Origin of the sequence: Serratia ureilytica (assembly GCF_013375155.1) — a bacterium.
In the GTDB taxonomy this organism is placed as follows: domain Bacteria; phylum Pseudomonadota; class Gammaproteobacteria; order Enterobacterales; family Enterobacteriaceae; genus Serratia; species Serratia ureilytica.
Map to the genome: position 1 here is coordinate 11,561 of NZ_JABXOF010000013.1, position 25,094 is coordinate 36,654.

18 protein-coding genes are annotated in these 25,094 nt (G+C 59.8%); 9 read left to right on the forward strand and 9 right to left on the reverse strand.

The features are described 5' to 3' along the window. Positions 1–8 precede the first annotated feature (8 nt). Positions 9–2,711: a phosphotransferase RcsD gene (rcsD, locus tag HWW83_RS21740; RefSeq protein ID WP_033651924.1), complete on the forward strand. Its 2,703-nt coding sequence runs from the start codon at positions 9–11 to the stop codon at positions 2,709–2,711. Then, positions 2,704–3,354: a response regulator transcription factor RcsB gene (gene rcsB / locus HWW83_RS21745; RefSeq protein ID WP_004935900.1), complete on the forward strand. Its 651-nt coding sequence runs from the start codon at positions 2,704–2,706 to the stop codon at positions 3,352–3,354. The genes rcsD and rcsB overlap by 8 nt, the downstream gene beginning before the upstream one ends. Before the next feature lie 61 nt (positions 3,355–3,415). Here rcsB and rcsC read toward each other — a convergent pair whose 3' ends face one another. Then, the gene (rcsC, locus tag HWW83_RS21750) at positions 3,416–6,277 is read right to left on the reverse strand and encodes a two-component system sensor histidine kinase RcsC (protein WP_033643839.1); all 2,862 of its coding nucleotides are present in this window, start codon (positions 6,275–6,277) and stop codon (positions 3,416–3,418) included. Between the two features lie 166 nt (positions 6,278–6,443). Continuing rightward, entirely contained in the window at positions 6,444–9,086 is a 2,643-nt protein-coding gene (gyrA, locus tag HWW83_RS21755; protein WP_033643840.1) for a DNA topoisomerase (ATP-hydrolyzing) subunit A, read from the reverse strand. Between the two features lie 212 nt (positions 9,087–9,298). Between gyrA and ubiG the strand changes: the two genes are divergently transcribed. From ubiG to yfaE, 4 genes are all read left to right on the forward strand, one after another. Further along, positions 9,299–10,024, forward strand: a complete 726-nt coding sequence (gene ubiG, locus HWW83_RS21760; RefSeq protein WP_033644327.1) for a bifunctional 2-polyprenyl-6-hydroxyphenol methylase/3-demethylubiquinol 3-O-methyltransferase UbiG — start codon at positions 9,299–9,301, stop codon at positions 10,022–10,024. Between the two features lie 438 nt (positions 10,025–10,462). Continuing rightward, a complete protein-coding gene (gene nrdA, locus HWW83_RS21765; protein WP_176589547.1) occupies positions 10,463–12,751 on the forward strand; it encodes a class 1a ribonucleoside-diphosphate reductase subunit alpha in 2,289 nt (762 codons plus the stop codon). 67 nt (positions 12,752–12,818) lie between these two features. Then, positions 12,819–13,949, forward strand: coding sequence for a class Ia ribonucleoside-diphosphate reductase subunit beta (nrdB, locus tag HWW83_RS21770; protein ID WP_019453694.1), 1,131 nt, complete (start codon positions 12,819–12,821; stop codon positions 13,947–13,949). A gap of 3 nt (positions 13,950–13,952) precedes the next feature. Further along, on the forward strand, positions 13,953–14,213 hold the full coding sequence (gene yfaE / locus HWW83_RS21775) for a class I ribonucleotide reductase maintenance protein YfaE (protein WP_033653779.1): 261 nt from the start codon (positions 13,953–13,955) through the stop codon (positions 14,211–14,213). A gap of 59 nt (positions 14,214–14,272) precedes the next feature. Here yfaE and HWW83_RS21780 read toward each other — a convergent pair whose 3' ends face one another. Together HWW83_RS21780 and HWW83_RS21785 are read right to left on the reverse strand one after the other, a co-directional pair. Next, complete coding sequence (locus HWW83_RS21780; protein ID WP_004935921.1) at positions 14,273–14,425, reverse strand: Hok/Gef family protein; 153 nt, start codon at positions 14,423–14,425, stop codon at positions 14,273–14,275. 230 nt (positions 14,426–14,655) lie between these two features. Next, positions 14,656–15,477, reverse strand: coding sequence for an AraC family transcriptional regulator (locus HWW83_RS21785; RefSeq protein WP_176589548.1), 822 nt, complete (start codon positions 15,475–15,477; stop codon positions 14,656–14,658). Positions 15,478–15,593: 116 nt separating this feature from the next. On the opposite strand from HWW83_RS21785, the gene HWW83_RS21790 reads away from it, so the two are divergent. After that, complete coding sequence (locus HWW83_RS21790; RefSeq protein WP_232095332.1) at positions 15,594–16,802, forward strand: FAD-dependent oxidoreductase; 1,209 nt, start codon at positions 15,594–15,596, stop codon at positions 16,800–16,802. A 3-nt stretch (positions 16,803–16,805) separates the two neighbouring features. Here HWW83_RS21790 and HWW83_RS21795 read toward each other — a convergent pair whose 3' ends face one another. Continuing rightward, positions 16,806–18,002, reverse strand: coding sequence for a nicotinamide mononucleotide deamidase-related protein YfaY (locus tag HWW83_RS21795; RefSeq protein ID WP_122016671.1), 1,197 nt, complete (start codon positions 18,000–18,002; stop codon positions 16,806–16,808). Between the two features lie 245 nt (positions 18,003–18,247). On the opposite strand from HWW83_RS21795, the gene tyrP reads away from it, so the two are divergent. Next, on the forward strand, positions 18,248–19,456 hold the full coding sequence (tyrP, locus tag HWW83_RS21800) for a tyrosine transporter TyrP (protein WP_004935940.1): 1,209 nt from the start codon (positions 18,248–18,250) through the stop codon (positions 19,454–19,456). A 61-nt stretch (positions 19,457–19,517) separates the two neighbouring features. Here tyrP and HWW83_RS21805 read toward each other — a convergent pair whose 3' ends face one another. Next, entirely contained in the window at positions 19,518–20,057 is a 540-nt protein-coding gene (locus HWW83_RS21805) for a YfaZ family outer membrane protein (RefSeq protein ID WP_033643844.1), read from the reverse strand. A gap of 338 nt (positions 20,058–20,395) precedes the next feature. Here HWW83_RS21805 and katA point away from each other — a divergent pair, with 338 nt between their 5' ends. Further along, positions 20,396–21,832 carry a catalase KatA gene (katA, locus tag HWW83_RS21810; RefSeq protein WP_176589549.1) on the forward strand — a complete coding sequence of 479 codons (1,437 nt, stop codon included), beginning with the start codon at positions 20,396–20,398 and terminating at the stop codon, positions 21,830–21,832. 44 nt (positions 21,833–21,876) lie between these two features. Here katA and menE read toward each other — a convergent pair whose 3' ends face one another. The 3 genes from menE to menB are packed head-to-tail and all read right to left on the reverse strand — an operon-like array spanning position 21,877 to position 25,090. Then, a complete protein-coding gene (gene menE / locus HWW83_RS21815) occupies positions 21,877–23,262 on the reverse strand; it encodes an o-succinylbenzoate--CoA ligase (RefSeq protein WP_103100934.1) in 1,386 nt (461 codons plus the stop codon). Next, positions 23,250–24,233, reverse strand: a complete 984-nt coding sequence (menC, locus tag HWW83_RS21820; protein WP_033643847.1) for an o-succinylbenzoate synthase — start codon at positions 24,231–24,233, stop codon at positions 23,250–23,252. Before menC ends, menE begins: the two co-directional genes overlap by 13 nt. Next, on the reverse strand, positions 24,233–25,090 hold the full coding sequence (menB, locus tag HWW83_RS21825; protein ID WP_033639797.1) for a 1,4-dihydroxy-2-naphthoyl-CoA synthase: 858 nt from the start codon (positions 25,088–25,090) through the stop codon (positions 24,233–24,235). Before menB ends, menC begins: the two co-directional genes overlap by 1 nt. Between the last annotated feature and the right edge of the window lie 4 nt (positions 25,091–25,094).

Here is a 25,094-nt window from a genome sequence, read left to right on the forward strand (position 1 = left end):
CAGCCACTATGCAAAATAAACAACTGACCATTAGCTCCAGCAATATCACTCGCTGCTTCCTGCTATTTATCGTGCTGCTGACGATCGGCATCGGCCTGTATGGCTACAACTACACCAACGCCTGGCTGGCGGAAAAGAAGTACACGCTGAACAGCATCGCCGGTTCGCTGCAAAAGCGCATCGATACCTATCGCTACATGACCTATCAGGTCTATGACAAATTCGGCAACGCGCCGGCGCAGAATGTCGATCCCGGTTTGCAGGAAACCCGCCTGCGCCCCGACGTCTACTATGTCGAGAAGCCGCACAAGAAAACCGACGCGGTGATCTTCGGCAGCCATGACGAGAACACGCTGGCGATGATCGCCAACATCTCGGACTACCTGGACAACCGTTGGGGCGCCAAGACCGAGAGCTACGCCATGTATTACCTCAATGGTCAGGACAACAGCCTCAGTCTGATCACCACTCAGCCGCTCAAAGAGCTGGCTTCGCGCTTTAGGGAAAGCTACCTGACCACTTCGGCGGACGAACGCCGCGCCGAGATGCTGCAACAGGCCAATATGCTCGACGAACGCGAGAGCTTTTCCGATCTGCGCAAACAGCGCTTCCAGAACGCCTATTCATTCTCGATTCGCACCACCTTTAATCAGCCGGGACATCTGGCGACGGTGATCGCCTTCGACTTGCCGATCAACGACATCATTCCGGCCAACCTGGCCCGCGCCAATTTCCTGCTGCAGCCGGACGATGTCGAGCTCGACGACAGCGCCATCCCGGCGGAAACCGCCCTCGGCGCCCAGGCGGCGATGAGCGGCGGCTGGGTGGAGTTCAGCGCCGCCCTGCCCAATGCGCCGTTGAAGGTGGTGTATCGCGTTTCGGCCATTAATCTTGCCATAGACCTGCTGCGCAACAACATCTGGCTGATCGCGGTCAATCTGCTGCTGTTGGCGCTCTCGATGCTGAGCATCTACTTTATCCGCCGCCAGTACATCCGCCCGAGCGAAAACATGGCGGTTGAGCTGGAGGCCGAGCGCGCGCTGAATCAGGAAATCGTCTCCAGCCTGCCCTCCGGCCTGCTGGTTTACAGCTTCGCCAACAATGCGGTGATCGCCAGCAACAAAATCGCCGAGCACCTGCTGCCGCACCTCAGCCTGCAAAAAATCGCCCATATGGCCGAACAGCATCACGGCGTCATTCAGGCAACGGTCAACAACGAGGTGTATGAAATCCGCATTTTCCGCAGCCAGCTATCGCCGGATACCTACCTGTTCCTGATGCACGATCAAGATAAAGAGGTCATGGTGAACAAGCGGCTGCAGCAGGCACGGCGTGAATACGACAAGAACGTGCAGGCGCGCAAACTGATGTTGCACAACCTGGGCATCGAACTGAATCAGCCGGTGCGCCAGATGCACGATCTGGTCGACAGCCTGCGCAACCAGCCGGATCAGGAACAACAGCAGGCGCTGCTGGGCCAACTGACGGCGGCGTCGTCATCGGTGCTGGGATTGATCGATAACATCACTCTGCTGACGCGGCTGGAAACCCAGGACTGGCAACCGACGCGCGAGCCGTTCAACCCGGCGGCGATGATCGACGAGTTGCTGCTGGAAGCCCTGCCCGCTCTCAATCAAAAGGGGCTGGCGCTGTTCAAGCATTTCCAGTTGGACGTCGAACAGAACTACATCGGCGACGCCAACGCGCTGCGCAAAGTGATCTCACTGCTGGTGCATTACGCCATTATCACCACCGCCTGCGGTAAGATTTCTCTGGTCATCGACCATGAGCCCGAACACCCGGATCGCCTGATTTTCCAAATCAACGACACCGGCTCCGGCATCTCCAACGAAGAGATCAGCAATCTCAATTACCCGTTCCTCAGCCAGACGCTGGTGGACCGCTTCAACCACGGTTCCGGCCTCACTTTCTTCCTGTGCAATCAGCTGTGCAAAAAGCTTAACGGCCAGTTGGACATTCGCAGCAAAGTGGATATCGGCACTCGCTATACCATTCGCGTCGCCATGGAGATGGAGAGAAAAGAGCCGCAGGAACAGGAAAAGCTGCTCGACGGCGTCACCGCCCTGCTGGACATCACGTCAGATGAAGTGCGCGGCATCGTGACCCGCCTGTTGCAGGCTTACGGCGCCGACTGCCTCGTCGCCGAAGATCGCGCGGTCAACCGCGATTATGACGTGCTGCTGACCGATAACCCGCAGCGAGCCGATGATTACACGCTGTTGCTGGCGACCGATGAACCGGGTTGGCAAGCGCTGGATAAACGCTACATTCGGGTGAACTATAACCTGAACGGCGCATTAATCGACGCCGTGCTGATGCTGATCGAACAGCAAATGGCCGCGCTGGAGCAGGAAGAAAGTCCGCTTTCATTGAGCTCAGAAGATATCCAACTCTATGAAAAACAATTGAAATCAAGTGATTACTATGGGCTGTTTGTCGATACAGTACCCGATGATGTCAAAAAACTGTATACTGAGGCGGGCAGCAGTGATTTCAATGCGCTGTCACAAACCGCACACCGCCTGAAAGGCGTGTTTGCCATGTTAAATCTGCTTCCCGGCAAGCAGCTGTGCGAATCGTTAGAACAGCGCATCGCAGAAGGTGATGCGCCCGAGATCGAGAATAACATCAGTCAGATTGATTTTTTCGTCAGCAGACTGCTGAAGCAAGGTAGCCAACAACATGAATAACCTGAACGTAATTATTGCTGATGACCATCCTATCGTACTGTTTGGCATCCGGAAGTCACTTGAGCAAATTGAATGGGTGAATGTCGTTGGGGAGTTCGAAGACTCAACCGCACTGATCAACAATCTGTCCAAGCTGGATGCCAACGTGCTGATCACCGATCTGTCGATGCCGGGTGACAAGTATGGCGACGGCATCACGCTGATTAAGTACATCAAGCGTCATTATCCGCAGTTGTCGATCATCGTGCTGACCATGAACAACAACCCGGCGATCCTGAGCGCGGTATTGGATCTGGATATCGAAGGCATCGTGCTGAAACAAGGCGCGCCGACCGATCTGCCGAAGGCGCTGGCCGCCCTGCAGAAAGGCAAGAAGTTCACGCCGGAAAGCGTCTCCAAACTGCTGGAGAAAATCAGCGCCAGCGGCTATGGCGACAAACGCCTGTCGCCGAAAGAGAGCGAAGTGCTGCGTCTGTTCGCCGAAGGTTTCCTGGTGACCGAAATCGCCAAGAAACTCAACCGCAGCATCAAAACCATCAGCAGCCAGAAGAAATCGGCGATGATGAAGCTGGGCGTCGAAAACGACATCGCCCTGCTCAACTACCTCTCGTCCGTCAGCATGACGCCGTTGGACAAAGACTAAAGCCCGCCTCACGGCAGGTTAACGCCAAACAGGCACGGCATCCGCCGTGCCTGTTTGCTTTTCAGGCCTCGCTGCGGTTGTAGCGTACCTGCTGGCTGTAATAAGCCAATGTCTGCTCCAGCGTCTCCAGCGTAACCGGTTTCGACAGGCAATTATCCATGCCCGCCTCGAGACAGCGCTGCTTCTCCTCCGCCAACGCGTTCGCCGTCACGCCGATCACCGGCGCGCTGAACTGCATCTCCCGCAGCGCCTGCGTCAGGCGATAGCCGTCCATGTTCGGCATATTGACGTCGGTCAACACAATATCGACGTGGTGCTGTTTCAGTACGGCGAGCGCGTCTACGCCGTCGTTGGCGGTCACCACCTGATACCCCAGCGACCCCAGCTGATCGGAAAGCAGACGACGGTTGATCGGATGATCGTCGACCACCAGCAGATGAATATCGCCGTTGTCCGCCGCGCTGGCCTTGGCGGGCACCGGCAGCTGCACCAGCGCCTCTGCCGCGCCGTTGCCGACGCCGAACAATCGGTTGATCAAGGTCAGCGTTTCACGCGGCGTAGAGGTGCTGTGCATCCAATAGCCTGGCCGGGTTTCCAGCGACGGGCCGATATGTTCGGTCGAGAACTGGATCTGAGCCAACAGCGGCGTGTTCAGCATCAGCGGATAGTCGCTGAGCATCACTTCGTCGGCGGCGGTCTCCTGCCCGTCATAGCGCTGGATATCGGCGCCGTAGCCGCCCAGAATCGCCATCAGGTAGCTTTCCAGCCGCTGATTGCGGATATCCAGCCACAGCCGCCGGCCCTGCCAGGTATCGCTGGCCTGCGGGATCGGGAACTGGGCGTTAAACAATGGAATGCGAATGCTGAACAAGCTGCCCAGCCCCGGTTCGGACTCGACGGAGACGTCGCCGTCCATCAGGTTGACCAATTTCTCGCAGATCGCCAGCCCCAAACCGGTGCCCTGGAAGTGGCGCTGCACGCCGGTGCCCACCTGGAAGAACGGATCGAACAGGCGTGAGATCTCCTTCTCCGGAATACCGACGCCGGTATCGCGCACGCTGAATTCCAGGTAGCTGCCGCGGGTGCAGACCTGCAGCACGATGCAGCCGGTATCGGTGAACTTGATGGCGTTGTTCACCAGGTTGGACAGCACCTGCTGCAGCCGCACCGGATCGCCGAAGATACGCTCCGGCACGTTTTGCTCGATAAAGCAGTACAGCCCCAAACGTTTCTTCACCACCAACGGCAAATAGTTGCCGGCGATATGGGTGATCACCTCCAGGCAGGAGAACTCACGCGGTTCAATCTTCAGCTGCTCGGACTCGATTTTGGAGAAGTCGAGAATATCGCTGATGATTTTAAGCAGCAGCCCGGAAGAGTTGTTCATCGCATTCACCAGCCGATCGACCCCTGGCGGTAACGCCTTGGTCTGCAGCAGATCGAGGTTGCCGATAATGCCGTACAGCGGCGTGCGCAGCTCATGGCTGACGGTGGCCAGGAACATCGATTTAGACTGGCTGGCCTGCTCCGCCGCCGCCGCCATCTCCTGCAGCGACTCTTCCATTTTCACGCGCGCGCTGACGTCCACCAGCACGCAGATCGCTACCTCTTCGTTGCGGTAACGCGAATGGACAAAGCTGATCTGCAGGTTATTGTTGTTGCTGGTCATCACATCGACGAAGTTCGCCTGCTGTTCGCAGATGATGCGCGTAATGCGATCGCGATCTTCGTGGGTCAACAGGTTGATGTAGTTGTGCGCCAGTTCGTTACTCAGAATATTGGTGCCATCGCTGATGCGCAGGATACAGATGCCCACCGGCGCCGAGGCGACGATCTTGCGGTTGAACTGTTCGTGTTCTTCCAGCCGGAAGGCATTGTCCTCCGCCGGCAGGAACATCTTGCGCTCAAACAGCCACGCCAGCGTGAACAGCACGATAGCCGACAACAGGTTCAGCAACAGCGCATTGAGGATCAGCATTTTGAAGCGTTCCACCACGCTTTTCACCGGCAGCGCATAAACGATGCTCAGCGATGAAGGCGGCAGCGCTTTTTTCAGGATCAGATCGCGGTAGTTGTCGACATAACCGAAGTAAGCATGCTCTTCGGGGTAGCTGTTGAGCGCAGCGGCATAGCGATCGCCATCCGCCAGGCGCAGTATCGGATCGTTGTTTTCATCCAGCAGCGTGACACCGATCGGCAGGTTGCCGGCGGTGACGAAATCTTCCAGCCGGACGGTTTGCTCGATGCCCAGCAGCGCCTCCAGCTTGTTGCCGATATAGAGAGGCGTCAGCACATACAGATAACCGATGTCAGGCCGCTGCGCGCTGGGGCTAATCCAATACAGGTTGTTGTCTTTGTCCAGATTCTTGGCGTTGCGGTATTTCAGAATGCGCTCGTGCAGCAGCTTCAGCATGTTTTCCCGGTTGGCGACCGCGTTGCCGCCGCCGAATTCCGCCAGACACAGGCTGTCGCCGCCGATAAAGAACACCCGGTTGAGATCGTAGGCCGCCACGAAGTTCTCTTTCCAATACTGGATCAGGCCGCTCAGCGAATCGAGTGAACTGCGGTAAGTGGCGCTCAGGGCGCAGTTAGACTCTGGATACAGCGGATAGAATTGCGGTGGGCTGCCCTTGCCGGGGATCACGCCGCTGAACATGTCCAGGCCGCTGACCGAACCGTTGAGGCGGTTTTCCGCCATGTACTTGATGTCGCGTATGATGTCGGCGGAATGGCGAATATAGCCCTGCGCCTGATCGAAATTGAGGTTGTACTCCTGGCGGATGTCCGATTCTTTCTGATGCAGGATATTCAGAATATAAAAGGTGGTGAGCAGCGCTCCCAACGACCACAGCAAAATCGCCAGCACCCGGAACAGATAGCGGGATATCTTCAGCGTAGTTCGAAAAGAGGCTAAATATTTCAATCGGATACCATACGAAAGTCAGTGGCGGCGCGCGTTGTCGCCGGCGCAGCGGCCGGCGGCTCGGTGCGCCAATTAAACCATATAACTGAAAAAGGGCCTAGCATCGCTGCCAGGCCCTTTTGTCTCAGTGCATTACGGTGTCGGCATGCCGACGCCCTCACCTTGCTTAAACGTTGTCGTCGTCCATCGGCTCAGCCGCGTCGTCGCCATCGTCCAGCGGCGTAGTGTCTTCTTCCACCGCTTCCGCGCCCGGTTCCAGGCTGTCCAGCTCTTCGTCTTCCACCGGCTCGGCCACGCGCTGCAGACCGACGACGTTTTCGTCTTCCGCCGTACGGATCAGCGTCACGCCCTGGGTGTTACGACCGACCACGCTGACTTCCGAAACGCGGGTACGCACCAGCGTGCCGGCATCGGTGATCATCATGATCTGGTCGCTGGTTTCCACCTGCACGGCGCCGACCACCTGGCCATTACGCTCGCTCACCTTGATGGAGATAACCCCCTGGGTGGCGCGTGACTTGGTCGGGTACTCGGTGACTGCAGTACGTTTACCGAAGCCGTTTTGCGTGACGGTCAGAATGTCGCCCTCGCCGCGCGGCACGATCAGCGAAATCACGCTGTCGCCTTCGCCGAGGTTGATGCCGCGCACGCCGGTCGCGGTACGGCCCATCGAACGCACCTGCGTTTCCGGGAAGCGCACCACTTTACCGTTGGCGGAGAACAGCATCACTTCGTTGGTGCCATCGGTCAGATCGACGCCGATCAGCTCGTCGCCCTCGTTGAGGTTGACGGCGATAATGCCGGCGCTGCGCGGACGGCTGAACTCGGTCAGCGCGGTTTTCTTCACGGTACCGCTGGCGGTGGCCATGAACACGTGACGCCCTTCTTCATACTCGCGCACCGGCAGAATGGCGGTGATACGCTCATCGGCTTCCAGCGGCAACAGGTTGACGATTGGGCGGCCGCGCGCGCCACGGCTGGCTTCAGGCAGTTGATACACCTTCATCCAGTACAGGCGGCCACGGCTGGAGAAGCACAGGATCGTATCGTGGGTGTTGGCCACCAGCAGGCGATCGATAAAGTCTTCTTCTTTAATACGCGCGGCGGACTTGCCTTTGCCGCCGCGGCGCTGCGCTTCATAGTCGGACAGCGGCTGATACTTCACATAGCCCTGGTGAGACAGGGTCACCACCACGTCTTCCTGGTTGATCAGGTCTTCGATGTTGATGTCGGAAGTATTGGCGGTGATCTCGGTGCGGCGGCCGTCGTTGTACAGCTCTTTGACCGCCACCAGCTCTTCGCGGATCACTTCCATCAGGCGCTCTGGGCTTTCCAGAATAAAGATCAGTTCGGCGATGAAGTTGAGCAGCTCTTTATATTCGTCCAGCAGCTTTTCGTGCTCCAGGCCGGTCAGTTTCTGCAGACGCAGATCCAGAATCGCCTGAGCCTGCTGCTCGGTCAGGTAGTACTTGCCGTCGCGGATGCCGAACTCCGGCTCCAGCCACTCAGGGCGAGCGGCGTCGTCACCGGCGCGTTCCAGCATGGCGCTGACGTTGCCCAGATCCCACGGCTGAGCCACCAGCGCGACTTTCGCTTCCGCCGGCGTCGGCGCACGGCGAATCAGCTCGATGATCGGATCGATGTTAGCCAACGCGATAGCCAGCGCTTCCAGGATATGGGCGCGGTCACGGGCCTTGCGCAGTTCGAAGATGGTGCGGCGGGTGACCACTTCGCGGCGGTGGCGCACGAAGGCTTCGAGGATATCTTTCAGGTTCAGCAGCTTAGGCTGCCCCTGATGCAGCGCGACCATGTTGATGCCGAAGGTAACCTGCAGCTGCGTCAGCGCATACAGGTTGTTCAGCACCACTTCGCCGACCGCGTCGCGTTTGACTTCGATCACGATGCGCATGCCGTCTTTATCGGACTCGTCACGCAGCGCGCTGATGCCTTCTACGCGTTTTTCTTTCACCAGCTCGGCGATCTTTTCGATCAGACGCGCCTTGTTCACCTGATACGGGATCTCGTGAACGATGATGGTTTCGCGGCCGGTTTTGGCGTCGGCTTCCACTTCCGCGCGCGCGCGCAGGTAGACTTTGCCGCGCCCGGTGCGGTAGGCCTCTTCAATGCCGCGACGGCCGTTGATGATCGCCGCCGTCGGGAAGTCCGGCCCCGGGATGTGTTCCATCAGCCCTTCGATGCTGATGTTTTCATCATCGATATAGGCCAGGCAGCCGTTGACGACTTCAGCCAGGTTGTGCGGCGGAATATTGGTGGCCATGCCCACGGCGATGCCCGACGAGCCGTTGACCAGCAGGTTCGGGATCTTGGTCGGCATAACGGCCGGGATCTGCTCGGTGCCATCATAGTTAGGCACGAAGTCGACGGTTTCTTTTTCCAGATCCGCCAACAGTTCGTGAGCAATCTTGGACATGCGCACTTCGGTATAACGCATCGCCGCGGCGGAGTCGCCGTCGACGGAACCGAAGTTACCCTGACCGTCCACCAGCATGTAGCGCAGTGAAAACGGCTGAGCCATACGCACGATAGTGTCGTAAACCGCGCTGTCACCGTGCGGGTGATATTTACCGATCACGTCCCCGACGACACGGGCCGATTTCTTGTATGGTTTATTCCAGTCGTTACCCAATACACTCATCGCGTAAAGAACGCGGCGGTGAACCGGCTTCAGTCCATCACGAACATCTGGCAGCGCACGTCCGACAATAACGGACATCGCGTAGTCCAGATACGAGTTTTTCAACTCGTCTTCGATGTTTACCGGTGTGATTTCTCTGGCAAGGTCGCTCATGGAGCTGCTATCCCTCTACTAATGATTCATCTGCCCGCTGCCATAGTGGCAAAGGTGTAAAACTATATCACAAAGCACGCTTTACGGGAAAATAACCGCCGCTGTTTCACGGAAATTGTACAGATTAGTGCGCTAAAAACGCATCGACGCAGACGATGCCGCGCCGGAACATGTATAATCCGCGCAACGAGAACAAGGAGCCAGACAAGCCCATGAACGCAGAATCATCCAGCCGAGTGCAAAACGTTGACCACCAGGAAATCGCCAAGTTCGAGGCCGTCGCCTCCCGCTGGTGGGATCTGGAAGGCGAGTTCAAACCGCTGCACCGCATCAACCCGCTGCGCCTGAACTACATCATGCAGCGCGCCGGCGGCATTTTTGACAAGCAGGTGCTCGACGTGGGCTGCGGCGGCGGCATTCTGGCGGAAAGCATGGCGCGCGAAGGCGCCGAAGTGACCGGTCTGGACATGGGCGGGGAGCCGCTGCAGGTCGCCCGGCTGCACGCGCTGGAAAGCGGCGTGAACGTGACTTACGTGCAGGAGACGGTGGAAAGCCACGCTCAGGCCAACCCGCAGCGCTACGACGTGGTCACCTGCATGGAAATGCTGGAGCACGTGCCCGATCCGGCCTCGGTGGTGCGCGCCTGCGCCCAACTGGTGAAACCGGGCGGCCACGTGTTCTTTTCCACCATCAACCGCAACACCAAAGCCTGGCTGATGGCGGTGATCGGCGCGGAGTACGTGCTGAAGATGGTGCCGCAGGGCACCCACGATCATAAGAAGTTTATTCGCCCTTCCGAACTGATCGGCTGGGTCGACGGCACGCCGCTGCGCGAAAAGCACATGATCGGCCTGCATTACAACCCGATCACCGATCATTTCAAGCTTGGGCGCAACGTTGACGTGAACTACATGGTGCACACCCAGCACGAAGGCTGAGCGCTGTAAACCGCGCCGGCCCTGCGTTATCGGGGTTCGGCGCCAACGCGCTGTTAGGAAAAATACCTAATTTCCGCGACTTCGATCAAAATCGTGGTTGTAGACAGTTTTTTAGAATATTAAATCAGATCAATATGCCGTTTTTTTCTAACGTTTAATAAAACGCCAAACGATCGGTTTTTTCAGTTTTTCAGTAAAATCTGATCTCGCTTATTGACAAGCTTGTCGCGCCAGTCACGGCGCGCACTGCGAACGGCAAGTTACATTTCACCCCCAAGTTATCCACAAATTAGGCCGGTTTTGTTCACTTGCAAACGCCGTTTTTTCTCACTATCTTGTTACCTCACCGACATACAACCCCTATATATAGTGTTTACATACTGAGCAGAGCGACTACACTTCTGCTTAGGGGCACCATACGGACAGGTAAAACACCACATGAACCAAAGTCTGCTTGTAACTAAACGCGATGGCCGTAAAGAGCGCATCAACCTCGACAAAATCCACCGGGTCATCGATTGGGCCGCAGAAGGATTGCACAACGTCTCGGTTTCTCAAGTAGAGTTGCGTTCCCACATTCAGTTTTATGACGGCATCAAAACCGCCGACATTCACGAAACCATCATCAAAGCCGCTGCCGATCTGATCTCCCGCGATGCGCCGGACTATCAGTACCTGGCCGCTCGCCTGGCGATCTTCCACCTGCGTAAAAAGGCTTACGGCCAGTTCGAACCGCCGAAGCTGCACGCTCACGTGACCCGCATGGTCGAGATGGGCAAATACGATAAACATCTGCTGGAAGACTACAGCGCTGAAGAGTTCGAGCAGATGGACTCCTTTATCGATCACTGGCGCGACATGAACTTCTCTTATGCCGCCGTCAAGCAGCTGGAAGGCAAGTATCTGGTGCAGAACCGCGTCAGCGGCGAGATCTACGAAAGCGCCCAGTTCCTGTACATGCTGGTGTCCGCTTGCCTGTTCTCCAACTACCCGCGTGAAACTCGTCTGGACTACGTCAAACGTTTCTACGACGCGATTTCCACCTTCAAGATTTCGCTGCCTACGCCGATCATGTCCGGCGTGCGCACCCCAACCCGCCAGTTCAGCTCCTGCGTGCTGATCGAGTGCGGCGACAGTCTGGACTCCATCAACGCTACCTCCAGCGCCATTGTGAAATACGTTTCGCAACGCGCCGGCATCGGCATCAACGCCGGCCGCATCCGCGCGCTGGGCAGCCCGATCCGTGGCGGTGAAGCCTTCCATACCGGCTGCATCCCGTTCTACAAACACTTCCAGACCGCCGTCAAATCCTGCTCGCAGGGCGGCGTGCGCGGTGGCGCGGCAACGCTGTTCTACCCGATGTGGCACCTGGAAGTGGAAAGCCTGCTGGTGCTGAAAAACAACCGCGGCGTTGAAGGCAACCGCGTGCGCCACATGGACTACGGCGTGCAGTTGAACCGTCTGATGTACCAGCGCCTGATCAAAGGCGAAGACATCACCCTGTTCAGCCCGTCCGACGTGCCGGGGCTGTATGACGCGTTCTTCGCCGATCAGGACGAATTCGAGCGCCTGTACACCCAGTACGAGAAAGACGACAGCATTCGCCAGAAGCGCGTGAAAGCGGTTGAGCTGTTCTCGCTGATGATGCAAGAACGCGCCTCTACCGGCCGTATCTATATCCAGAACGTCGACCACTGCAACACCCACAGCCCGTTCGATCCGCAGATCGCGCCGGTGCGCCAGTCCAACCTGTGTCTGGAAATCGCACTGCCGACCAAGCCGCTGGAAGACGTCAACGACGAAAACGGCGAGATCGCGCTGTGCACCCTGTCCGCCTTCAACCTGGGCGCGATCGACAGCCTGGACGATCTGGAAGAGCTGGCGACCCTGGCGGTACGTTCGCTGGACGCCCTGCTGGATTATCAGGATTATCCGATCAAGGCCGCGCACCGTGGCGCAATGGGTCGCCGCACCCTGGGCATCGGCGTCATCAACTTCGCCTATTATCTGGCGAAGAACGGCGTGCGCTACTCCGACGGCAGCGCCAACAACCTGACCCACAAGACGTTCGAAGCCATTCAGTACTACCTGCTGAAAGCCTCCAACCGTCTGGCGCAGGAACAAGGCGCTTGCCCGTGGTTCAACGAAACCACCTATTCGCAGGGCATCCTGCCGATCGACACCTACAAGAAAGACCTGGATGCGATCTGCAGCGAGCCGCTGCACTACGACTGGGAAACCCTGCGTAAAGAGATCCAGGAAACCGGTCTGCGCAACTCGACGCTGTCCGCCCTGATGCCGTCGGAAACCTCTTCGCAGATTTCCAACGCCACCAACGGCATCGAGCCGCCGCGCGGCCACATCAGCATCAAGGCGTCGAAAGACGGCATCCTGCGCCAGGTGGTGCCGGAGTATGAGCGTCTGAAAGACAACTACGAGCTGCTGTGGGAAATGCCGAGCAACGACGGCTATCTGCAGCTGGTGGGGCTGATGCAGAAATTCATCGACCAGTCGATTTCGGCCAACACCAACTACGATCCGACCCGCTTCCCGGGCGGCAAGGTGCCGATGAAGCAGCTGTTGAAAGACCTGCTCACCACCTACAAGTTCGGCGTGAAAATGCTGTACTACCAAAACACCCGCGACGGTGCGGAAGACGCCCAGGAAGATTTGCAGCCTGCCAAGGCCGGCGATGACGACTGCGAAAGCGGCGCCTGCAAGATCTAAAGTTTGACCTAGCGGGCCGGAATTTTCCGGCCCCTTCATTTAGCCACGTTACGATGGATTCAGGCTTATGGCTTACACCACTTTTTCTCAGACCAAAAACGACCAGCTGCAAGAGCCGATGTTCTTCGGCCAGTCGGTAAACGTTGCGCGTTTCGACCAGCAAAAGCATGAAATCTTCGAAAAACTGATCGAAAAACAGCTCTCCTTCTTCTGGCGCCCGGAAGAGGTTGACGTTTCCCGCGATCGCATCGATTACCAGGCGCTGCCGGAGCACGAGAAGCACATCTTCATCAGCAACCTGAAGTATCAGACCCTGCTGGACTCCATCCAGGGCCGCAGCCCGAACGTCGCCCTGCTGCCGCTGATCTCGATCCCTGAGCTGGAAACCTGGGTGGAAACCTGGTCGTTCTCCGAGACTATCCACTCCCGTTCCTACACCCACATCATCCGCAACATCGTCAACGATCCGGCGCTGGTGTTCGACGACATCGTCACCAACGAAGAGATCAAGAAGCGCGCGAAAGACATTTCCGGCTACTACGACGATCTGATCGAGATGACCAGCTACTATCACCTGCTGGGTGAAGGCACCCACCAGGTGAACGGAAAAACCGTCACCGTCAATCTGCGTGCGCTGAAGAAGCAGCTGTACCTGTGCCTGATGAGCGTGAACGCGCTGGAAGCGATCCGCTTCTACGTCAGCTTTGCCTGCTCCTTCGCTTTCGCCGAGCGCGAATTGATGGAAGGCAACGCCAAAATCATCAAACTGATCGCCCGCGACGAAGCGCTGCACCTGACCGGCACCCAGCACATGCTGAACCTGATGCGTTCCGGCGCCGACGATCCTGAAATGGCGGAGATCGCCGAGGAATGTCAGCAGCAGTGCTACGATCTGTTCGTGTTGGCCGCCCAGCAGGAGAAAGAGTGGGCGGAATACCTGTTCCGCGACGGCTCGATGATTGGCCTGAACAAAGACATCCTGTGCCAGTATGTGGAATACATCACCAATATCCGCATGCAGGCGGTCGGCCTTGGTCTGCCGTTCGAAACCCGCTCCAACCCGATCCCATGGATCAATGCCTGGTTGGTGTCCGACAACGTGCAGGTAGCGCCGCAGGAAGTGGAAGTGAGCTCCTACCTGGTTGGCCAGATCGACTCGGAGATCAACGCCGACGACCTGAGCGACTTCGAACTGTAAGCGATGGCGACGCCAATCGTAACGCTGCGCGCCGCCGGCACGCAGCTCTCCTGCCCCAACAGTGAAAACTGTCTGCTCGACGTGCTGGAACTGCACGACGTGCAGGTGGAGTATCAGTGCCGATCCGGCTATTGCGGTGCCTGCCGCCTGAAGCTGGTGAAAGGCGAAGTGGCCTACCGCCAGCAGCCGCTGGCGTTTATCAACGCCGGCGAAATCCTGCCCTGCTGCTGCATGCCGCTGACGGATATCGAGCTGGAAATGTAAAGTCGGGTGCCGGAAACCGCGCCTGGAGACCAGAAGGCGGGGTTGCCCCCGCCCTATGATTACCGCTTCACCTCACACGCCAACCTGATCAGGATAGTGATATTTTCCTGGTAGATTTTCAGCTCGCACAGCGAGTCTCTTATCATCCAGATAAATAACAAAACCGTAATACATACAACGGTTAGCGAGTGAAACACATGCCTTAAGCGCATGCTTGCCTCCTTGCTGTGAAGGGGCTACCATAACGGTGTCTAGGCGTTAGGGCAGCCCCATTCTGATTGAAAGTCAGTTTGGGGCTTTCATCTATCCGCCTTGTCACACAATGCCCAAGACGAACAGTCTCAAGCACCCGTCAAGAGAGTAACAGCATTCTCTCGCCGCGAATATCCCCTATAACCTTATGATTAATTAGGGATATATAACTATCCTCAAAGTATTTCGCTTAGCGCCCCTTGCCTGCCGATGCGGAAAAATAACGCGCCGGGGAATCGCCGAAAGCTTTACGAAACATGGCGATAAAATTGCTCGGCGAGGCATACCCCAGCGTTTCCGCGATCTGCAGCACCGTCTCGCCTTCGGCCAGCTTCGCTAACGCATACGACAACCGGGCCTGCTGGCGCCACTGTGCAAAACTCAACCCCGTCTCGCCGATCATCAGCCGCCGCAGGGTACGCGGCGACATCGCCCCCCATTCAGCCCACGCCTCCAGCGAATGTTCGCTCCCCGGTTGCGCCAGCAAGGCCTGCAGAACGCCGGCCAGGCGCGGATGGGACGACATCGGTAAATACAGCGGCTCCGTCGGCGCCAGCCGTATCTCGTCACGCATCACCTGCGCCATACGCTCCTGCTCCAGGGTAAGCGCGCTGCGTTTGTCCCAACCTTCCGCACGCTGAGCCAGCGCCTGTAGCACTGCGCTGATGCCGATAACGCAAGGTATATTCGACAGATCGTGGCAGGCCTCCGGCGCCAGCAGTAAACTCCAGCCGCTCAGCGCGCCGCAAACCTGCACCCGGTGCTCCGTCGCCGGCGGGATCCAACCCGCCCGCTGAGGCGGCAGCACCCAATCGCCCTGCGCCGTGCTTACATGCAGCAAACCGCTTTCAACGCACAGCAACTGCCCGCGCACATGCTGATGCCAGTCGTATTCGCGCGTGCCCAACCGATACTCCCGGCCTGCCGCGTCGCGGCCGCCGAGGGCGATCAGCCAGGGGCCCGTCGACCATTCGCTGCAGTCAGCGTCGAGGGCGTGAAGGTTCGCATTCATATTGGCCACTAATCACTATTTTTAGTCCAGATACCGTTATACCAACCTTTTCCTGCACCGACATAATGAAATGCTTCCGGCCGCGACCGTCTGCGGCCACTGACTCACGAGGGAACATGATGACAACACTCAGCATTGGCATTATCGGCGCCGGGCCCGGCGGCCTGTGTCTGGCTCAGGGACTGCGCCGCTTTGGCATCCACGCCACGGTGTTTGAACGCGACACCACACCGCAAGCACGCGATCAGGGCTACCGGCTGCGCATCGATCCGTCGGGCCAGCAGGCGCTGGCCGCCTGCCTGCCGCCGACGCACTACCGCTTGCTCTGCGCCGGCAGCGCGCAAAACAGCGGCGAGAGCAATCTATGGGATCCGCAGCTTGCCCCGCTCACCGGCCGGCGCCCCGAGCACTGGTTGCCCTCCAGCCAGCGCCAAACACAAGAACCGGGCGGCGATCTCGGCATTCATCGCCAAACGCTGCGCGAGATCCTGCTTGCCGGCCTGCAAGACCGGGTGCGTTTCGGCCATACCTTGCGTGAATTTGCACAAACGCCGCAGGGTGTGGAACTTCAGTTCGCCAACGGCGAACACGTGCGGGTCGATGTGCTGATCGCCGCCGACGGTGTCAACTCGCTGGTGCGGCGGCGCTGCCTGCCCGAGGCGGGGCCAGAAGACAGCGGTGCGGTCACCCTCTACGGCAAAACGCCGCTCGATGCGGCGACCCGGGCCCAATTGGCCCCTGAGCTGCTGAACGGCGTATCGGTGATCTTCGCCGACGGCGTGTCGCTGGTGGTTGAACCGATGCGCTTTCAGGCCCCCATGGCGCAACTGGCGGCCGACTACGCGCCCGATTGCCGCCTCTCGCCGGTCGACGACTATCTCTATTGGGCCTGTATCGGTTCGGCTGAACGTCTCGGCGGAGCCCCGGGACTGGAGGAGAACACCGCGTTGCAGGCGCGCGTACGGCATATCTCGCAAGGATGGGCGCCCGCCTTGCAAACGGCGTTAGCGCTGGCGGATCCCCTGTCGCTCAGCGTGCGGACGGTGCAGGTTACGGCGGCGATGCCGGAATGGCACAGCGAACGCATCGCCTTTCTCGGCGACGCCGTGCACGCCATGAGCCCGGCAGGTGGGCTCGGCGCCAACACCGCGCTGGTAGACGCCGCCAGCCTGGCGGCGCATCTGGCGCACTCAGACAGCGCCGCGCAGGCGCTCAGGAACTACGGTACAGAGCTGCAAACGCGAGGCGCGGCGGCAATACATCTTTCACGCCTGGCGTCCGAACGGCTACAACAAAACAGTGAGGCAGACAACTCAGCGCCATGAGCGTCACTCGATAATTTCCACCACCTCCAGCCAGGCGTTTTTACCGCACGCCTGGCCCCCATTCAGCCAACGGCGCAGCATATCCAGCGCCAGCATCGCCACCGACTCCTGCCGCAGCCGCAGCCCGTGGCGCGACGCGCGATAACGCACGGTCTGGCCAATCCCGCCGCGCGGCGTGTGCAGCGCAATGCTCACCTGCTCATCGCGCATGGCGCTGACCGCCAACGCCAACGGCGCGCCGGTCAATTCCGCCAGCGAGCGGGCGCGCGCCAGCGTCGTTTCCAGCGTTTCGATGCAGTGGGCCGGCAGCAGCTCTCCCCCCGCCAGCGGCGCGCCTTCGCTCTGCAGCTGCAGGTTGATCAAGCCGCCGCTGAATTGCTCGCTCAACGCCAGCTTCAGCCCTTGCTGATTCAAGCGCTGCGTCAGCGTCGCCGGCAACCCGACGGTGCCTTCGAAGATGCAGTTGTCCCCCGCTACCTCGCGCACGCGTCGCCAGGCCAGCTCCATCTCCGCGCGCCGGTTTTCCGGCCCGGTCAGCTTCAACTCAATGATCGGGCTGGACGAGCGGTAACCCAGCACCACGTCCGGCGGCAGCGGCAGGCTGTCCAGTTCGGCGGCCAGATCGCTCTCGGAGGTACCGAACGTCGTCAGACGCAGGCACAGCGGCGGCGCCGGCAAAGTGAAGCGCTGGCGCAGACGCGGCACGATCTGCTGTTCGACCATCACTTTGAATTCCGAAGGCACGCCGGGGGTGAAGAACATCAGGCATTGGTTCAGCTGCAACGCGAAACCGCAGGCGGTGCCCACCGGGTTATCCAGCATTTCCGCATTGGCCGGGATCTGCGCCTGCTTTCGGTTGGAAGGGGCCATCGGCCGCCCGCGCTCGGCGAAATAGGCTTCCATGCGCGCCAGCCAGTCAGCCCGTTCAATCAGCTCTACGCCGCAGGCTTTCGCGGCGGCCAGCGCGCTCAAATCGTCGCTGGTCGGCCCCAGGCCGCCGTTGACGATCAGCACATCGGCGATATGGCTGCGTTCCTGCAGGATCTCGATCAAAGCAGAGAGGCTGTCCCCTACCGTTTCCCGCCCGCTCATCGGCACGCCCTGCTGGAACAGGTAGTCCGCCAGCCAGGCGGCGTTGGTATCAATAATTTGCCCGTGCAGCACCTCATCGCCGGTGCTGAGCATCTCCACCCTTAACATTGATCTCTCCCACATTTTTTGGTCATTCCACTATAGAAGCCCGTAAATAACTTTTCACTAGCCGCCGTCGGATTATTTCCGCCATCGCGTCGTTCATCATGCGCCATGCCGCCCGCAAGGTTGTAAACTTTAATTTACAATGCGCGTAACGCCGGTTTGACACAAATTAGGGCTTCCACTATCCTGCCATCCTCATAAATCGTTACCTATAATTTTCAAAATCTTTCGGCTGGTAGAGAAAAAACGTGAAGAATCGCACTCTTGGCAGTGTTTTTATCGTGGCGGGCACCACCATTGGCGCCGGGATGCTGGCGATGCCGCTGGCGGCGGCCGGCGTCGGTTTCGGCGTCACGCTGGCCTTACTGGTCGGGCTGTGGCTGTTGATGTGTTACACCGCGCTGTTACTGGTGGAGGTTTACCAGCATGAGCAGGCGGATACCGGTCTGGGCACGCTCGCCAAACGTTATCTCGGCGGCGGCGGCCAGTGGCTGACCAGCTTTAGCATGATGTTCCTGATGTACGCCCTCACCGCCGCCTACATTAGCGGCGCCGGCGAACTGCTCGCCACCAGCATCAGCCAATGGACATCGCAGGACTTCCCGGTGTCGCTCGGCGTCCTGCTGTTCACCCTGGTGGCCGGCGGCGTGGTGTGCATCGGCACCCACTCGGTCGACTTGTTCAACCGCATCCTGTTCAGCGCGAAAGTGGTGTTTCTGGTGGTGATGCTCGGCCTGATGTTGCCGAATATCCACCAGACCAATCTGATGACGTTGCCGCTGGAGCAAGGTCTGGCGTTATCGGCCATTCCGGTGATCTTCACCTCATTCGGCTTCCACGGCAGCGTGCCGAGCATCGTCAACTACATGGGCGGCAACATTCGCAAACTGCGTTGGGTGTTCATCATCGGCAGCGCCATCCCGCTGATCGCCTATATCTTCTGGCAGCTGGCAACGCTGGGCAGTATCAGCTCCGACACCTTCGTCGGCATTCTGGCGCAGCAGGCCGGGCTGAATGGCCTGTTGCAGGCGGTGCGTGATGCAGTAGCTTCGCCGCACGTTGAACTGGCGGTGCACCTGTTCGCCGATCTGGCGCTGGCGACCTCGTTCCTCGGCGTTGCGCTTGGGCTGTTCGATTTCCTGGCTGACCTGTTCAAGCGGCAAGATAACGTGCGTGGCCGCCTGCAAACCGGCGCCATCACCTTCCTGCCGCCGCTGGCCTTCGCGCTGTTCTATCCGCGCGGTTTCGTGCTGGCGTTGGGTTTCGCCGCCATCGCCCTGTCGGTGCTGGCGCTGCTGCTGCCTTCGCTGCTGGTGTGGAAAACTCGCCAAAAGCATCAGGCGCAGTATCGCGTCTGGGGCGGCACCCCTGCGCTGGCGCTGGTGTTTGTCTGTGGGGTAACGGTGATCGCCATCCAACTGGGCATCGCCAGCGGCATGCTGCCGGCGGTCGGGTAAGCGACGAAAGACAAAGAATGATAAAGAGAAAGGGGCCGCAATGGCCCCTTTTTGCTGAGCGTCAGAAGCTCAGACCGACACCGACATAAGGGCCATCGGCCAGGGTGTTGTCGCGACGCCCGTCTTTGCCTTCCATCTGCATGTAACGGTAGCCCACGTCCACGCTCAGCGGACGGAACTTCCAGCGCAGGCCGCCGCTGGCTTCGTTATAGGCCTTCACGCCGCTGGTGAAAGACTCAGGGGCAAAGTAACCTTCGCCGTGCAGGCTGAAGTAACGGTTAATTTCCCACTCCAGGCCGCCGCCCAGCGCCACCGCCCCGCCGCTTTTCCCGTCTTTCGGGCTGAGGTACAGCGCTTTGGCGCCCACGGTCGCCGTCAACGGCCCCAGCGGCACGCCGAAGTTCAACCCCACGCTGCCGACGTTGCCGTCGTGGTCGCTGCGCGCCCAGTTGCCGGTCAGGCCCAGACCTGAAGAGCCGGTGCTCATACCAACGCCCAGGTTGGTGTAGTGTTGCCCGGCTTCGCCCGACACGCTGATGGCGTTCGCCGCGCCGGTCACAAACAGCAATCCTGCCGCGCACGCGACCCAAGTCTTTTTCATCATTTTTCCCTCTGGTTTGTCATCCGTACCGAATGATCGAATCAACGCAAAATAATAACGTCATGAGTCTATACCAAAGCGCAATGAGTATTTAAGGGATAAAAGCGAAAAAATTCTTCAATAATCAAATAAATGTAAAAATTTGCAAACAAAAATCCATATTCGTCAAGGCGATGCCAACGATAACCGAGACCTATTTGCCGTCGCTCGGCAATAGGGCTACAACTAGTAGTGGCTTTGACCAAGGTCAGGGGAAGAAGCCCCGCCAAAGGACTATGCTGATGAACGCTTAAACCGCCCGAGTCTTTACTTAACTGCACTACGATAAGGAGCAAGTGATGAGCAAGAAAGGACTGACCACCGCAGCCGGCGCCCCGGTTGTCGATAACAATAACGTGATCACCGCGGGCAAACGCGGCCCGATGCTGTTGCAGGACGTGTGGTTCCTGGAAAAACTGGCCCACTTCGACCGCGAGGTCATCCCCGAGCGCCGCATGCACGCCAAAGGATCCGGCGCCTACGGCACCTTTACCGTCACCAATGACATCACCCGCTACACGCGCGCCAAGATCTTCTCCGAAATCGGTAAGCAGACCGAAATGTTTATCCGCTTCTCCACCGTCGCCGGTGAGCGCGGCGCGGCCGACGCCGAACGCGACATTCGCGGTTTCGCCATGAAGTTCTATACCGAAGAAGGCAACTGGGATTTGGTGGGCAACGATACGCCGGTGTTCTATCTGCGCGATCCGCTGAAATTCCCCGATCTTAATCACGTGGTGAAACGCGATCCGCATACCAACCTGCGTAATCCGGTGTACAAGTGGGATTTCTTCTCTCACCTGCCGGAATCACTGCACCAGCTGACCATCGACTTCAGCGATCGCGGCATTCCCAAGTCCTACCGCCACATGCACGGTTTCGGCAGCCACACCTTCAGCTTTATCAATGCCGCCAACGAGCGCTTCTGGGTGAAATTCCACTTCCGCTGCGAACAAGGCATTGAAAACCTGATGGATGAAGAAGCGGAAGCGATCATCGCCAAGGATCGCGAAAGCTCACAGCGCGATCTGTTCGATGCGATCAAACGCGGCGACTTCCCGCGCTGGAAGCTGCAAATTCAGATCATGCCGGAACACGAAGCCTCGCAGACGCCATACAACCCGTTCGATCTGACCAAGGTGTGGCCGCACGGCGACTACCCGCTGATCGACGTCGGCTATTTCGAGCTGAACCGCAACCCCGACAACTACTTCTCAGAGGTTGAGCAGGTGGCGATGAACCCCGCCAACGTGGTGCCGGGCATCAGTTTCTCGCCGGATAAAATGCTGCAGGGCCGCCTGTTCTCCTATGGCGATGCGCACCGCTACCGCCTGGGCGTCAACCACCACCAGATCCCGGTGAACGGCGCCAAATGCCCGTTCCACAACTATCATCGCGACGGCGCGATGCGCGTGGACGGCAACAGCGGCAACGGCGCAACCTACGAACCGAACAGCTTTGGCCTGTTCCAAGAGCAGCCGGACTTCAGCGAACCGCCGCTGAGCATTGAAGGCGCGGCCGACCACTGGAATCATCGTGAAGACGACGATTACTACAGCCAGCCGCGCGCGCTGTTCAACCTGCTGAGCGCCGAAGAGCACCAGCGCATGTTCACCCGCATCGCCGGCGAACTGTCGCAGGTGCCGGAACACATCCAGCGCCGTCAGGTCGAGCTGTTCACCAAGGTGCACCCGGACTACGGCGCCGGCGTCGCCAAGGCGTTGGGACTGAAATAACCCGTCGTCATCATTCGCTCAGCCGCCCTTTCGGGCGGCTTTTTTTATGCCTGACGCAGGCGCTCCGCCACCCACGCCTGCAACCGGCGGCGCGAAATCTTGATGCCGCCGTTTTTCAGCTCGTCAGGCAGCGGAAGCAACGCCGTCGGGCGTTGGAAATTGGCGAGCTTATCCTGCGACCAGGCGAGCAGCGTCGCCAGCGACAGCGACGGATCGCCGTCGATCACCGCCACCGGCCGCTGACCGAATTCGGCGTCCGCCACCGGCACCACAAACGCCTGCGTGATCTGCGGATGCGCCGCCAGCACGCGTTCGATATCTTCCGGCTGCACCCCTTCGCCGCCGCTGAAAAACAGGTTGTCCAGCCGGCCGAGAATTCGCAGTTCCCCCTCGATCATCGCGCCGCGATCGCGGGTCGGGAACCAGCCCTGCTCATCGGCCAACGGCTGCAGATGGCCATGACGCCAGTAGCCAAGCGCCAGGCTGTCGGCGCGGATCCAGACCTCTTCATCCACCAGTTTTACCTCGCGGCCGCCGAGCGGCAGGCCGACACCCGCCCGCGCATCGGCGCGCTTGGCGCACACCGTGGAGGCCAGTTCGGTCAGCCCGTAGCCGCACCAGCAACGGATCCCCGCCGCCTCCGCCCGTTCGGTCAGTTCCACCGGGATCATCGCGCCGCCGAGCAGCACCGCCTTCAGCGTCATGCCCGCCAGCGGTTGCGCCAGCAGCCGCCACAGCTGGGTCGGCACCAACGAGGCATGCGTGCATCCCGCCAACGCCTCGTTCAGCGGGTGCATCTCGCGCACCGCCAACCGGGCGCCCGCCGCCAGCCAGCGCCAGACAATGCCCTGTCCGGAGACGTGAAACAGCGGCAATGACAGCAGCCAGCAATCCTCGCGCTGAAACGCCATCAGCCCCAACACCCCGGCGGCGCTGGCCAGATGGTTGGCATAGCTGTGTGCGGCCGCTTTCGGCATGCCGCTGGAACCGGAGGTCAACGTCAGCGTCGCCAGACGCTGCGCATCCCACGTCGGCAGGTCTGGCCAACGCGGCTCGGTCGACGGCGGGGTCAATCGAATCACGTCTTCCGGCAGCGCCGGCAACGAGTCCGGGCCGAAGACAAAGGTCATATCCAATTCCGGCAACAGCTGCGCCAGCAGCGGCGTCGGCAAGGCGGGATTGAGCGGCAACAGGCGTGCGCCGCACTGCAACAGCGCCAGATAGGCCAGCAGCAGTGGATAGCTGTTTTTACCACACAGCGCCACACCGCAGCCCGGTTCAACGCCCTGATGCTGGAAATCCGCCGCCAGCTCATCCACCTGGCTCTGCAACGCCAGCCAGCTCAGCGGTTGTTCACCGAGCATCAGCGCCGTCGCCTGCGGCTGAGTGCGCGCCCAGTGTCGCCACGGCCAATCGTTCAACGGCGCCATAGGCACTCCAGCGCCGAGACATCCAGCAGCGGCAACGCGCTGCCCGGCCACGGGCGCAGCACCTGCGCCTGCATCAACCCCAGCGTGTCCAGGCCCGGCACGGTATCCGGCGTCAGCCAATGGGCGATGCGCGCCAGCTGGGTCAACCCCAGGCTGGATTCGAGGCTGGAGCTGATCACCGCCGTCAGGCCCGCCGCGTGCGCCTGCGCCACCAGCGTCTGGCAACGCGCCAGGCTGCCGACCAGCGTCGGCTTGATCACGATGGCCGCCACGCCCGGCTCGGCCTGCACCACAAAGTCCGCCTCCCGCACGCTCTCATCCCAGGCGATGGCGATACCGGTCGCCCGGGCGAAGTCGCGCGATTCATCACGGGTCTTGCAGGGCTCTTCCAGGAAGGCGATGCGATCGCGCCACGCCGGGTTAACGTACCTGGCGAAGCCGTCGGCCTTGGCGCGGGTCCAGCTGCGGTTGGCGTCCAGCCGCAGCCGCAGATCCGGCAGTGCCTCCAGCAACACGTTGACGATCATGCCGTCCCGCACCGCCTCATACAGCCCCACCTTCACCTTGGCGACTTTCTCGCCCGGCAAAGCGCTCAATGTCTCGAACAGCTCATCCGGATCGCCGGTGCACAGCGGCGCCTTGCGAAAATCCGCCTGCATCGGCAAACGCTGCTCCAGCTCGGCCTGCGCACAGCTGAGCCCAAAGGCCACCGAGGGCAGCGCGCTGTGCTCCGGTTCGTTGCCCGCCAACCACGCCTGCAGCCAGCCCAACGCGGCCTGTTCGGCCTGCGCCGGCGTTTCCCGGCTGAATTCCGGCAGCGGCGCGATCTCGCCCCAACCTTCACGCTCGCCCTGACACAGCTGCACCACCCATCCGTCACGCGTTTTCAACCGTTGATTGCGCAGCACCACGCCCGCCTCCATCGGCAGGCTGTAACGGTATAGCGCCGCGCTGCGGTTTGCCCCGCTCATTACGGGTTACGCTTGAATTTGCTGAAGTCCGGTTGGCGCTTCTCGTTGAACGCGTTGCGCCCTTCCTGCCCTTCGTCGGTCATGTAGAACAGCATGGTGGCGTTGCCCGCCAGCTCCTGCAAACCGGCCTGGCCGTCGCAGTCGGCATTCAGCGCCGCCTTCAGGCAGCGCAGCGCCATCGGGCTGTTCTGCAGCATTTCGCGGCACCAGCGCACCGTCTCTTTTTCCAGATCGGCCAGCGGCACGACGGTATTGACCAGGCCCATGTCCAGCGCGGCGGCGGCGTCGTACTGGCGGCACAGGAACCAGATTTCGCGCGCCTTCTTCTGGCCGACGATGCGCGCCATGTAAGACGCGCCCCAGCCGCCGTCGAACGAGCCCACTTTCGGGCCGGTCTGGCCGAAGATGGCGTTATCCGCCGCGATGGTCAGATCGCACATCATGTGCAGCACGTGGCCGCCGCCGATCGAATAGCCGGCCACCATCGCCACCACCGGCTTCGGGCAGGTGCGGATCTGGCGCTGGAAGTCCAGCACGTTGAGGTGATGTACGCCGCTGTCGTCGCGATAGCCGCCGTAGTCGCCGCGCACTTTCTGATCGCCGCCGGAGCAGAAGGCCTTATCGCCGGCGCCGGTCAGAATAATGACGCCGATGCCGTCGTCGTAACGGGCGTTGGCCAGCGCGTCGATCATCTCTTTGACCGTTTGCGGACGAAACGCGTTGCGCACCTGCGGCCGGTTGATGGTGATTTTGGCGATGCCGTCGGCGGACTTGTGATACAGAATGTCTTCGAAATCGCCGGTGCAATCCTGCCAGGCGATAGCGGCATACAGGTGTTCTTCATTCGGATAAAGCATGTTC

Coding starts and splice junctions, on each gene's coding strand:
- rcsD (WP_033651924.1), top strand. CDS start 9: ATGCAAAATAAACAACTGACCATTAGCTCCAGCAATATCACTCGCTGC.
- rcsB (WP_004935900.1), top strand. CDS start 2,704: ATGAATAACCTGAACGTAATTATTGCTGATGACCATCCTATCGTACTG.
- gyrA (WP_033643840.1), bottom strand. CDS start 9,086: ATGAGCGACCTTGCCAGAGAAATCACACCGGTAAACATCGAAGACGAG.
- ubiG (WP_033644327.1), top strand. CDS start 9,299: ATGAACGCAGAATCATCCAGCCGAGTGCAAAACGTTGACCACCAGGAA.
- nrdA (WP_176589547.1), top strand. CDS start 10,463: ATGAACCAAAGTCTGCTTGTAACTAAACGCGATGGCCGTAAAGAGCGC.
- nrdB (WP_019453694.1), top strand. CDS start 12,819: ATGGCTTACACCACTTTTTCTCAGACCAAAAACGACCAGCTGCAAGAG.
- yfaE (WP_033653779.1), top strand. CDS start 13,953: ATGGCGACGCCAATCGTAACGCTGCGCGCCGCCGGCACGCAGCTCTCC.
- HWW83_RS21780 (WP_004935921.1), bottom strand. CDS start 14,425: ATGCGCTTAAGGCATGTGTTTCACTCGCTAACCGTTGTATGTATTACG.
- HWW83_RS21785 (WP_176589548.1), bottom strand. CDS start 15,477: ATGAATGCGAACCTTCACGCCCTCGACGCTGACTGCAGCGAATGGTCG.
- HWW83_RS21790 (WP_232095332.1), top strand. CDS start 15,594: ATGATGACAACACTCAGCATTGGCATTATCGGCGCCGGGCCCGGCGGC.
- HWW83_RS21795 (WP_122016671.1), bottom strand. CDS start 18,002: ATGTTAAGGGTGGAGATGCTCAGCACCGGCGATGAGGTGCTGCACGGG.
- HWW83_RS21805 (WP_033643844.1), bottom strand. CDS start 20,057: ATGAAAAAGACTTGGGTCGCGTGCGCGGCAGGATTGCTGTTTGTGACC.
- katA (WP_176589549.1), top strand. CDS start 20,396: ATGAGCAAGAAAGGACTGACCACCGCAGCCGGCGCCCCGGTTGTCGAT.
- menE (WP_103100934.1), bottom strand. CDS start 23,262: ATGGCGCCGTTGAACGATTGGCCGTGGCGACACTGGGCGCGCACTCAG.
- menC (WP_033643847.1), bottom strand. CDS start 24,233: ATGAGCGGGGCAAACCGCAGCGCGGCGCTATACCGTTACAGCCTGCCG.
- menB (WP_033639797.1), bottom strand. CDS start 25,090: ATGCTTTATCCGAATGAAGAACACCTGTATGCCGCTATCGCCTGGCAG.